General features: G+C 43.3%; 10 protein-coding genes. 7 read left to right on the top strand and 3 right to left on the bottom strand.

Annotation, left to right across the window (positions count from 1 at the left end; translation table 11 throughout):
• Positions 1-25 precede the first annotated feature (25 nt).
• The 7 genes from rpsA (at position 26) to S2091_RS12085 (ending at position 8,807) form a co-directional block, all read left to right on the top strand.
• Positions 26-1,744, top strand: a complete 1,719-nt coding sequence (gene rpsA / locus S2091_RS12055; RefSeq protein WP_243405403.1) for a 30S ribosomal protein S1 — start codon at positions 26-28, stop codon at positions 1,742-1,744.
• Between the two features lie 135 nt (positions 1,745-1,879).
• Positions 1,880-2,185: an integration host factor subunit beta gene (locus S2091_RS12060; RefSeq protein WP_105532142.1), complete on the top strand. Its 306-nt coding sequence runs from the start codon at positions 1,880-1,882 to the stop codon at positions 2,183-2,185.
• Between the two features lie 309 nt (positions 2,186-2,494).
• Positions 2,495-4,987, top strand: coding sequence for an acyl-CoA dehydrogenase (locus S2091_RS12065; protein ID WP_105532144.1), 2,493 nt, complete (start codon positions 2,495-2,497; stop codon positions 4,985-4,987).
• A gap of 241 nt (positions 4,988-5,228) precedes the next feature.
• The gene (locus S2091_RS12070) at positions 5,229-6,455 is read left to right on the top strand and encodes a DUF2252 family protein (protein WP_105532146.1); all 1,227 of its coding nucleotides are present in this window, start codon (positions 5,229-5,231) and stop codon (positions 6,453-6,455) included.
• Between the two features lie 184 nt (positions 6,456-6,639).
• Positions 6,640-7,203 (top strand): lipid-binding SYLF domain-containing protein, encoded by a 564-nt coding sequence (locus S2091_RS12075; protein ID WP_105532148.1) that lies wholly within the window; start codon positions 6,640-6,642, stop codon positions 7,201-7,203.
• Positions 7,204-7,501: 298 nt separating this feature from the next.
• On the top strand, positions 7,502-7,882 hold the full coding sequence (locus tag S2091_RS12080; protein ID WP_341476999.1) for a DUF4398 domain-containing protein: 381 nt from the start codon (positions 7,502-7,504) through the stop codon (positions 7,880-7,882).
• Positions 7,883-7,958: 76 nt separating this feature from the next.
• The gene (locus S2091_RS12085) at positions 7,959-8,807 is read left to right on the top strand and encodes an OmpA family protein (RefSeq protein ID WP_105532151.1); all 849 of its coding nucleotides are present in this window, start codon (positions 7,959-7,961) and stop codon (positions 8,805-8,807) included.
• Positions 8,808-8,918: 111 nt separating this feature from the next.
• On the opposite strand, the gene S2091_RS12090 is transcribed toward S2091_RS12085, so the two are convergent.
• The 3 genes from S2091_RS12090 to S2091_RS12100 all read right to left on the bottom strand — a co-directional run.
• Entirely contained in the window at positions 8,919-9,068 is a 150-nt protein-coding gene (locus S2091_RS12090; RefSeq protein ID WP_105532183.1) for a lmo0937 family membrane protein, read from the bottom strand.
• 379 nt (positions 9,069-9,447) lie between these two features.
• Entirely contained in the window at positions 9,448-10,692 is a 1,245-nt protein-coding gene (locus S2091_RS12095) for an O-antigen ligase family protein (RefSeq protein WP_105532153.1), read from the bottom strand.
• A gap of 37 nt (positions 10,693-10,729) precedes the next feature.
• On the bottom strand, positions 10,730-11,614 hold an 885-nt coding region (locus S2091_RS12100), incomplete at its 5' end, for a glycosyltransferase family 8 protein (RefSeq protein ID WP_105532155.1).

The raw sequence follows: 11,614 nt of genomic DNA on the forward strand, positions 1-11,614 counted from the left end.
CTGTTTACTACCTACACAAAACATTATGGCAACAGTATTTATGTCGCAAGACTACGCTACCGGTACCGATAGCTTCGCAGCTCTGTTTGAAGAGTCCCTGTCACGTCAAGATATGCGTTCTGGCGAAGTTATCTCCGCTGAAGTAGTTCGTATTGACCACAACTTCGTTATCGTTAACGCAGGTTTGAAATCCGAAGCGTTTATTCCTTTGGAAGAATTCAAAAACGATCAAGGCGAATTAGAAGTTGTTGTTGGCGATTTCGTTTCCGTAGCGATTGATTCGCTGGAAAACGGTTTCGGCGACACGATCTTGTCACGCGATAAAGCAAAACGTTTAGCTTCATGGTTGGCACTTGAAAAAGCGCTGGAATCAGGCGAAATCGTTATTGGTACAGTTAATGGCAAAGTTAAAGGCGGCTTGACTGTCTTGACTAACGGCATCCGTGCCTTCTTGCCAGGTTCTTTGGTTGACACACGTCCGGTGAAAGATACAACACCGTACGAAGGCAAAACCATGGAATTCAAAGTTATCAAGTTAGACCGCAAACGCAACAACGTTGTGTTGTCACGTCGTGCTGTAGTTGAAGCGTCGATGGGCGAAGAGCGCGCTAAATTGATGGAAACATTGCGCGAAGGTACAGTTGTTACCGGCGTGGTTAAAAATATCACCGACTATGGCGCATTCGTAGATCTGGGCGGTATCGATGGTCTGTTGCACATCACCGATTTGGCATGGCGTCGTGTACGTCATCCGTCAGAAGTATTGACAGTTGGCCAAGAAGTTACTGCAAAAGTATTGAAATTCGACCAAGAGAAAAACCGTGTTTCTCTGGGCGTGAAACAATTGGGCGACGATCCATGGACAGGTTTGTCACGTCGTTACCCACAACACACCCGTTTATTCGGTAAAGTAACCAACCTCACCGACTACGGCGCATTTGTTGAAGTAGAGCAAGGTATTGAAGGTTTGGTTCACGTTTCCGAAATGGACTGGACTAACAAAAACGTAGCACCAAACAAAGTCGTTCAATTGGGCGATGAAGTTGAAGTTATGGTTCTGGAAATCGACGAAGAACGTCGCCGTATCAGCCTGGGTATGAAACAGTGCAAAGCTAATCCTTGGGATGACTTTGCTGTTACCCACAAGAAGGGTGATAAAGTTCGCGGCGCGATCAAATCAATCACTGACTTCGGCGTATTTATCGGCTTGTCCGGTAACATCGACGGTTTGGTACATTTGTCTGATCTGTCATGGACAGAAACAGGCGAAGAAGCAGTACGTCGCTTCAAAAAAGGTGACGAGCTGGAAGCCATCGTATTGGCGATTGATGTTGAGCGTGAGCGCGTATCTTTGGGTGTTAAACAACTCGAAGGCGACCCATTCAATAACTACTGCGCAATGAACGACAAAGGTGCTGTTGTTGTTGGTACCGTTAAATCAGTTGAGCCAAAAGGCGCAGTGATTCAATTGTCAGAAGAAGTTGAAGGCTACTTGCGTGCTTCAGAAATCTCACGCGACCGCGTTGAAGATGCTGGTACTCATTTGAAAGTTGGCGACAGCGTTGAAGCAATGGTATTGAACATTGACCGTAAAGCTCGCAGTATCCAATTGTCAATCAAAGCGAAAGACAATGTCGATACAGCAGATGCAATGCAAAAAATGACTGCAACTGACTCTAGTGCTGCTTCTGGCACAACAAGTTTGGGCGCGTTGTTAAAAGCTAAGCTTGATAGCAAAAACTAAGTTACAACTCAGTTATTACGACATGGGTAATCTTAGGAGCAATTATTGCAGGTGTGAACATGCTGATAAGGCATGTCACGCCGGGTATTTCAACAATGCAATGTTGCTCACTTGCTTAATGAGTGAGGCTTCACAATGACAAAATCAGAGTTGATCGCTTGTTTGGCTGAGCGTTATCCGCAACTAGTTGCAAAAGATGCGGATTTCGCCGTAAAAACCATTTTAGACGCGATGTCCGAAGCTTTGGCCGTTGGACAGCGAATTGAAATTAGGGGATTCGGAAGTTTCTCATTAAACAGTCGCCCGCCAAGAATTGGGCGTAACCCAAAATCAGGCGATAAAGTGATGGTGCCAGAAAAGCGTGCACCGCATTTTAAACCCGGTAAAGAGTTACGCGAACGAGTTGATGCAATGGTTGGTCAGCCCATTAGAAATGACTAGTTGAAAACATAGTAAGAATAAAAAGCGGCATATCAGGTAACTGATATGCCGCTTTTTTATTCTTGGCTAACTAATTCATGATCACAATCTGCCGTCAGCTAAATAATTAGCGGCGCGCGCGCCTTATCCAGTTTTTCCAAACCTATAAATCATTAAGTGCGGCAACGAACCGACAGTCAATTTCTTGTCAGTTATGCTGTTTTCAACTCATTTACATCCTTAGATTTTGCATGATTGTTCAGTAATTGATCACTGAACAATCATTGCGATGGATGCACGGTTTTGGAACATTTGCATCGGAGAACTGACATGGCACTATGGATACTGGTAGCAATTCTGGCTACCCTAGGTTTGATCTACGCTGAGATAGCAGGCAGGTACCGGGTGGCTGCTATCCTACTATGGATAGGAGTCGGCTATTTCAGCGCGACTATTGGATTTGAAACAGGCGTTGTGCTTTTGCTGTGCATCGCCTTGCCTGCTGTAATAATCGCGGCACCAGCGCTGCGACGCTCTTTGATTTCTCCTTCGATACTTGATCTCTTTAAACGCATTTTACCGGCCATGTCAGATACCGAGCGCGATGCTCTGGAGGCTGGCTCAATATGGTGGGACGCCGAACTATTTTCAGGAAATCCAAATTGGAGTAAGTTACTGAGTTTCCCAGCCCCATCACTCACCAGTATCGAACAATCGTTTCTAGATCATGAAGTTAATGAACTATGCGGCTTGATTAAAGATTGGGATACCACCCAGGTTTGGCAGGATTTACCGCCGGAAGCATGGAAATACATCAAGGAGAATGGCTTTCTGGGGATGATTATTCCCCGTAAATACGGTGGTAAAGAATTTTCTGCCTATATGCATTCGCAAGTCATCATGAAGCTTTCGACGCATTGTTCAGCGCTGGCCGTATCGGTGATGGTTCCTAATTCTCTTGGCCCAGCTGAGTTGCTATTGCATTATGGAACGACTACGCAGAAAGATTATTACCTTCCACGCCTGGCTAGCGGGCTGGAAATTCCCTGTTTTGCATTGACCAATCCGTATGCAGGTTCGGATGCGGCGTCGATTCCCGATGTCGGTGTGGTTTGCCGTGTTGAAATTAAAGGTACGCTGGTACTCGGGCTTCGTGTCAGCTGGTCGAAACGCTACATCACGCTGGCACCGATTGCTACGCTGCTTGGATTGGCATTTCGTACTCTTGATCCTGATCATCTACTCGGCGATTCTACCGATCTAGGCATCACCTGTGCTTTAGTGCCAACTTCACACCAAGGGGTTGTCATTGGTCGTCGCCATTGGCCGTTAAATGCGGTGTTCCAGAATGGCCCGACATCAGGAACCGATGTTTTTATTCCGATGGATTGGGTCATTGGCGGGTTGCCGCAAATAGGTAAAGGTTGGCGCATGCTGATGGAATGTCTGGCCGCGGGGCGTGCAATTTCTCTTCCGTCATCCAATGTCGGGATGGCCAAGCTTGCCGTACGTGGAACCAGCGCTTATGCCGCAATTCGGCGTCAGTTCAACACGGCCATCGGTCAATTTGAAGGCGTGCAAGAGGCGTTGGCACGTATGGGCGGGAACTTGTATCTGATGGATGCCGCGCGCCAGTTATCGGTAGTTGGGCTCGATTTGGGTGAAAAACCAGCCGTGATTTCCGCCATCGTTAAATACCACGTTACAGAACGTGCGCGTATGGTGGTCAATGACGGTATGGATATTTTAGGCGGCAAGGGTATTTGTATGGGGCCGAACAATTTTCTGGCGCGCGCTTATCAGCAAGTACCAATCGCCATTACTGTGGAAGGGGCGAATATATTGACACGCTGCCTGATCATTTTCGGGCAGGGCGCAATCCGGTCGCATCCTTTTGTACTCAAGGAAATGCACGCAACTCATGAACCCAATCGTAGAAAAGCGATAGATGATTTTGATCGGGCTTTTTTCGGCCACGTCGGTTTTTTCTTGAACAATTTGGTGCGCAGTATAGTCATTGGCTTAAGCGCTGGATACGCGGCTTCCGTGCCGAAGAGCGCGGCACCCGAGTTGCATCGCTATTATCGTGCAGTCAGTCATTTGTCTAGCGCGTTTGCGTTACTGACCGACCTGTCGATGTTTGTATTGGGTAAATCATTGAAGCGGCGTGAACGTATATCTGGGCGATTAGGCGATATTTTGTCGCAGATGTATCTCATCTCAGCTGTATTGAAACGTTTTGAAGATGATGGCCGCCCAGAGGAGGACGCACCGTATGTGCATTGGTCAATTCAAGATGCATTGCAAAGAGCGCAGCAGGCTTTGATAGGGGTATTGGACAATTTCCCGAACCGCTTATCGGCATTACTGATGCGCATTGTGATCTTTCCACTTGGGCTACCACATCGCGCTCCACTCGATGCATTGGGAACAAAAGTCGCTGTCGCGATGCAGGCTCCAGGCGAAAGCCGTGATCGTTTGCTGGCCGATTCCTTCATTCAGGGTGAGTATGGGGATATTATTTCCAACTGCGAAATGGCGTTCCGATTATTGCCAAAATTCGAAGCGATAGAAAAGCGCTTAAAAACGGCGATACACGCTGGTGCTTTAACCCCGATTCCGCAAAATTTAGCGGTTATGCATGACTGGGTTCTACATGCCAGTCTGGTAGGAACGATCAATATCGAGGAGCGACGTTTGATGCTAGATTTCACGCGTTTTACCAATATTGCTGTTCAAGTAAATGACTTTCCTCAAGATTTCAATATAGTGAACGACGCTGAAAAACGGCATGGATTGGAATCAAGTGCACTAACCATTTAACTCATCATAATTTCGTATTAATTATGTTAGTCAGCGTACAGATCAGCATAAAGTTAATCGTTATTGTCAGGGCTTCTGTTTTACCAACCAGGGCAAGATGATCAAAGCCAGTAATAATTATTTTGGCCGCGATCGCTAAGTCAGCAGTATAAGTTGGTTGTTAAGACGGTCTACCGGGGCTGGCGGTCGGGAAATATACCAGCACCAATTTTAGTTCAACCTATAGGCATCAAGCAGCATAATGAAAAAGTCTCAACGACAACTTCTTGAGCCTGATCAGCGCCTCTTATTCCTGCGGGCACAACGGAATTTAAAGATGGCACGTTCGGTACAATCCTATGTGCGGGGTAGCACCACGAAATTCTATGAATGGCTGGAGACATCTAGTTCTGGCAAATTCCCAGAGGGCCCTGCGATTTGGATATGTGGTGATTGCCATTTTGGAAATCTAGGCCCGGTTGCTAATGCCGACGGTCAGGTAGAAGTTCAGATCCGAGATTTCGATCAGACAGTAATCGGTAATCCCATTCATGATTTGATACGCTTGGGTTTATCTCTGGCCATTGCTGCACGCGACTCTGATTTGCCAGGGGTGATCACACTCAAAATGCTGGAACAGTTAATGGAAGGTTACGCGCAGGAATTTCATGATGAAACCTTGACTATGCCGCGCCCAGAATGCGTGAAATTAGTTATGCGCCAAGCATCGACGAGCAAATGGAAAAATTTTGCTAAACAAAATTTGGATAATTTGGATCCATCAATCCCACTCGGAAAACGCTTTTGGCCGATTTCACAAAGTGAATCACTCGCCATTACAAAAATGTTCGGTGATAAAGAATTTTCTGGGCTCGCCACACGATTGCGCGCAAGAAACGATGATGCGGTAGTGACCGTACTTGATGCAGCGTATTGGCGAAAAGGTTGTAGCTCGTTAGGGAATTTGCGTTATGCAGCGCTGCTGGATATCGACCAGGAAGTATCAAAGGGCAGAGACTTTTGTTTGATGGACATTAAGCAGGCAATCAAGGCGCTGGCACCACGCGCTTTTGATGCAAAGATGCCGCGCGATAACGGCAAGCGCGTCTTGGAGGGAGCACTGCAGCTGTCACCTTATTTAGGTGAACGGATGCTGGCTTCGCAGTTAATGGGCTGCTCGGTATTTATCAGGGAATTACTGCCGCAAGATCTCAAACTGGAAGTGAATAAGTTGACTCAGCTTGAGGCAATGATCGCAGCCAAGTATCTGGGTTCGATAGTCGGCAAGGCACACGCGCGACAGATGGATGCAGGTACGCGCAGCAAGTGGTGCGGGGAATTGTTACGCAATCAAACCAAGAAGTTTGAACTACCTGACTGGCTCTGGAATAGTGTTGTGGAGCTCATCGCAACGCACGAATCCAGTTATTTGGAACATTGTCGTACCTATGTCATGGACACGGAATTTTCTGAGCATAAGATTGAATGATGATAATCGGAACTCAACATTATTCTTCTGTGCGCTAACGAACAGATTAACTTCAGGAAAAAAGAAATAATGGAGCATGGATGAGATCAGGTCACGTTAACTTTAACAAACTTGTTTCCCATCTTTCATTAGGTTTTGCCAATTGCTATTGACATTAATTTCACCACTAAAGAGGAGTAATAACATGATGCACATTCAAAACAGAGTACATAAATTTATTTTGGTTGCTACCACATTGTTTGCGCTTACTGCGCTAGTCGGGCAGGCGAATGCAACAACCGCCGAAGAGCTCACCAAGGATTCTACACAAGCATTGCATGCCCTCTACAAAACTAACCCATTTGCTGAAACCATCGGTAAAAGCGCCAAGGCAATTCTGGTGTTTCCGCATATTCTGAAAGCAGGGTTGGTATTTGGCGGAAGTTATGGTGAGGGTGTGCTGTTCAATAGTGATAAATTTAACGGTTACTATAATTCCGTCTCCGCATCGTGGGGCTGGCAGGCAGGTGCTGAATCATATGGCTATGTTGTTTTTCTCATGAATGATAAAGCAGTGAATTACCTGAATAAGTCACATGGATGGGAATTTGGTGTTGGCCCAAGTATCGTCGTCGTTAATGAAGGCGTCGCCAAAAATTTGTCATCGACTACGTTGAAGAACGATGCTTATGCTTATATTTTTGATCAACAGGGTTTGATGGTTAACCTAAGTATCGAAGGTACAAAAATATCGCCAATCAAACGTTAATAGTAATATCAGTTTTTCGCATTTCTTTTACATAAGCCGCCAAAGTTCAAATTGTTTTGAGCTTTGGCGGTTTTTTTATTCCAAGCTGTCGACGCAGTGATTCAGCCGAACATTAATCTTCGCTAGTGCTGATCTGGCGTGATGTTTAAATTTCCCCCTCCGCTTATTTTTTAAATCTGATTGATCATCGTAAATATTGCGCCAATGTGCGTCAACGAACCGACTTGGCTAAAAAAGCAGCCTATAACATCAATCATCGATGGCAATTTTCATTCGATTCACAGATTACAGGAGAATAATGATGACAACAATTTCGAATCAATATGTTCAAGCGGCGTGCTTTGCGACCATCATTTTAATTGCTGGTTGCACCGACATGAAAACACCGACTACTGCTGACGTCGCAGTATCCACTGCTGCGGTGGATAATGCTTCAAGTGCGGGGGGCGCAGAATATGCTCCGCTCGAAATGCGTTCAGCGCGTGACAAGTTGGCACTGGCTAACACCGCGATGAAGGACAAAGATTACAAGAAGGCTGATGACCTGGCCAAGCAAGCGCAAGCTGACGCCAAGTTAGCTCAAAGCAAGGCTAATACAGCTAAAGCACAAGCGGCAGTTAATACGCTGCAAGACGATATACACACATTGCAAGATCAAATTGATCGCGCTAATCACTGACCTGATTTTTAATACAGACTGAATCATTCACGAATCCAGCGCTTTTAATTAAGTGCAACCAAAATAGGGAAATATCATGAAAAAAAATTTATTTTCGCCTACTCTGCTCACCATTGCGGTCTTAATCAGCGCTTGTAGTACGGTGCCAAGAACTACCAGTTTTCTTGAGCAGACACGCCGTGATTATGGTGTCGCACAAAATAATCCCAATGTCGCCCGCTATGCACCGCTAGAAATGCAACAGGCTACCATCGCTATGAACCAAGCTAACCTCGCATCTACTCATGACGATAGCGAGGATAAAATTAATAAGTTGGCTTACATCGCAAAAGATAAAATTGCGTTGGCTCAGGAAGTGACCAAACAAAAGCTCGCGGAAGTGGCAATGGCCAGCACAGTCAAAGAACGTGATCAGATGGTATTGAATCAGCGCACCGCGGAAGCCGATCAGGCAAAGATGAATGCTGCCGATTCTCAACGTAAAACCCAGGAAGCACAAGCACATGCGGCACAACTGGAAGCTGAATTAGCTGATCTGGCTGCTAAAAAAACAGATCGCGGCATGGTGATCACGCTTGGCGATGTCTTGTTTGGTACTGACTTGTCGCGTCTGAATTCTAACGGTATGCATACTGCGCAAAAACTGGCTGATGTGTTGAATCAAAACCCACAACGCACAGTTCTGATAGAAGGCTTTACCGACAGCACCGGCACTGCGCCGTACAACCAGGAGTTGTCTGAACGACGCGCCAAAGCGGTACGTAGTGCATTGCAAGATATGGGTATTGCGGCAGAGCGGATTGCAATTCGAGGCTACGGTCAAGATTTCCCGGTTGCATCCAATGATACGGCAGGAAATCGCCAGATGAACCGACGTGTTGAAATCGTATTGTCAGACGATAATGGCAAGATTGCTCAACGTTGATTATTCTAGTCTGGCAGCGATGCCAGTACGTTGATCAAGAATTCAAGAATATCGTGAAAGTGAAACAGGGGTGCAGCGCAATTTGTTCTGCCCCCTTTTTTCTATTTAATGCTAAAGCGGTGTACGACCATTAATGACCCGTAAAAGAATCACCACGATCGCAATAACTAAGAGTATGTGTATGAATCCACCCAGCGTGTAAGATGTAACCAGGCCGAGTAGCCACAGAATGACGAGAATTAATGCGATGGTATATAACATGAAATACTCCTTGAATTTTTGTTGAGCTGATGTGTTGATTGCATTTGCGGCACCCAGCTTCAGCCACTTACACAATAGAGTCATCTTGAGTTCTATATCGCTCATAGTCTGTTCGGTGCCACACAGTGGGTAGTGAACAAAAAGAATGGCAACAGGTCACAACAAAAAACACATCGAGCATTAACGCCAGAAGCGGTTTTTTTGTTGATACTATGAAGTGCTGTTGATTTGATCTGACTCGGTTTGCAAGCTAAAGCCATGAAGATAAATGGCAGGCGCACTCAGGACTAATTTTTAAAATTCGTTTATTTTGAGTATATTGTTGCAACAGGCAGCGTTAGCTATGGATTTAACCGAACTATGATTTCAAATTTAGCTATTAACAATGCGAAATTAAATTTTTACGTTTAATAATTTGCGCTAAAAAAAATGCAATAGAGATTGAATAAAAAATAGTGGCGCCTTTGTACATAAACAAAACATCCACCAATCCATATATCATAAACCCTAAACATAAAGCCAATCCCATTGCCGTCGCGACTCTAATTTCATTGTCAGGGTGTCGTATATATTTAAGGAAATAATAAAGTGGAGTTAAATAGGTGATAGATAGCCCAATTAACCCAAAAATACCAAGACTCATCATATTGTACAAAAACTCATTATGAGAGTGAGGCTGTAGAAATAATACGGGCGTTACCAGTTTTCTTTCGGCTAATTTCTTTAAGCTAGAGGAAAAGTTTTTATCCTCTCTACCTATACCGAATATAGGATTTTCTTTAAAAATAATCCAAGACCCTTCCCATAATTGAAATCTTGTACCGATGGAGGTATCTAGATTGCTTTTCTCTAGATATTGGTTTATATCCTGGCTCCCTTGTTTTATTCGATCACGGACAATGTTTGTTGTACTAAATATTCCTGTGAAGATGGTGGCAAGAAAAATGAAGGTGAAAAATATTTTTTTCGTGATTATGTTTGCACATAACGTACTTAAAATTATCACCGCAAAAATTGGTAGTGCCATCCAAACTCCGCGTGTCTGCGAAATGTAAACGGAATACAATCCTGCAAGCCCAGCAGTAATTTGAAAAAATAGTGCAGTTTTTGAATTTGCACTATTCCAGCCTATAGATAAAAATGAAAACGTAGAAAGTAAGGCTATTATTTCTATATCATTAACCATTGGCCGGGAAATATGGTCACTTGTTAATAAGGCTATTTGGATGGTGCAAATAATTGAGCCAAGTATGAATCCCCATTTAACTTGTTTAAATTTATTAGATGGAATTGTTAAAAAAAGCCAAAATACACACACAAATAAAGCAAGCCGTGATGGTTTATCAAAGATTCGGATCGAGAAATTCCCTGTGGACAGTTGATTTATGCCTATGGCAAAAACAATCCCGCACATCGATAAAATAATAGGCCAATACTCCCTGCAAATTCCAAGTGAGAATTTTCGATCTTTTTCAGATTGCAGAAAAACGATAATTAAAAAAAATAACACCAGTAAATAAAAACTAATGTTATCTATTTTTTGAAAAGCAACGCCAAACGCAAAAAAAAATATTGCGATAACTAATGGGGCACTACCTCTATACCTATTTAATTTATTGAGCATTGCTTTTGTATTGAATCTAAGAATTCTTTTGAGTAAATTATGCAGCGATTTTTATTTTCAAATATTTAAAAAAATACTTAAACCCAGATATATATTTTTTCTGGCGGAACAAATATCTCGCATAAACTCGTAGCTGAAGAGATGTTGCAGATACCCATGAGTGCTTATAGTCCTTCCATGGGGAATTTGCTTTGTATTTATTAAACGGTACGGTTTCTGAAAATATTCCATGCCACGGTTTTATGCATCCCAAATAATGAATAAATATTTTTTTTGTGACGATTTCATGGTTTGGTTTATCAAAAAAATAATGATAATGGTGATTTTGGGGTAGGTAAGTAACTTTGCCCTGCAAAACGATATTTAGAGCATCTTGATCAGGAAGGAATATATTTTTATTTACTTCTAAAGCTTTGAGGATTTTTTTGTAGATATCTTGTTCCTGCCATTCGTTAATATCGATATACAGAAGCCCTGCATTAAAATACGTATTTGGTTTTAGCCCAAATTTATTCTCATTATGCGGGGTGTTATCAGTTCTAGCCGCTAATACATTTCCTTTTAAATCTAATGCTAGAAATGAGTTAATTTTTTCATCGCATACGATATCAGCGTCAAGATATAAAACTTTATCAGTGATTCCGTGCAGCAAGCTAGGAATTAAGAGCCTTGTTAATATGTCTAGTGAATAGGGCGCCATTCTGAATATTTCCATTTTTAAGAATGGTTCAAATTCATGGTTTTCAATCAAGTGAAGGTTGATTTTCGTTTTATATTTATCAGCGATTGATTTTATGTTTTGAGTATTGAGAGTAGATAGCTGTTTCAATGAAAAAATATGAAATTTAAAATTAATGTTTGGATTATTTTCTAGAATTGAAATAATGCAGATACCTGCACCGATTGCAAACGCATCATTAAC

This window comes from Solimicrobium silvestre, from assembly GCF_002976435.1.
Lineage (GTDB): Bacteria > Pseudomonadota > Gammaproteobacteria > Burkholderiales > Burkholderiaceae_D > Solimicrobium > Solimicrobium silvestre.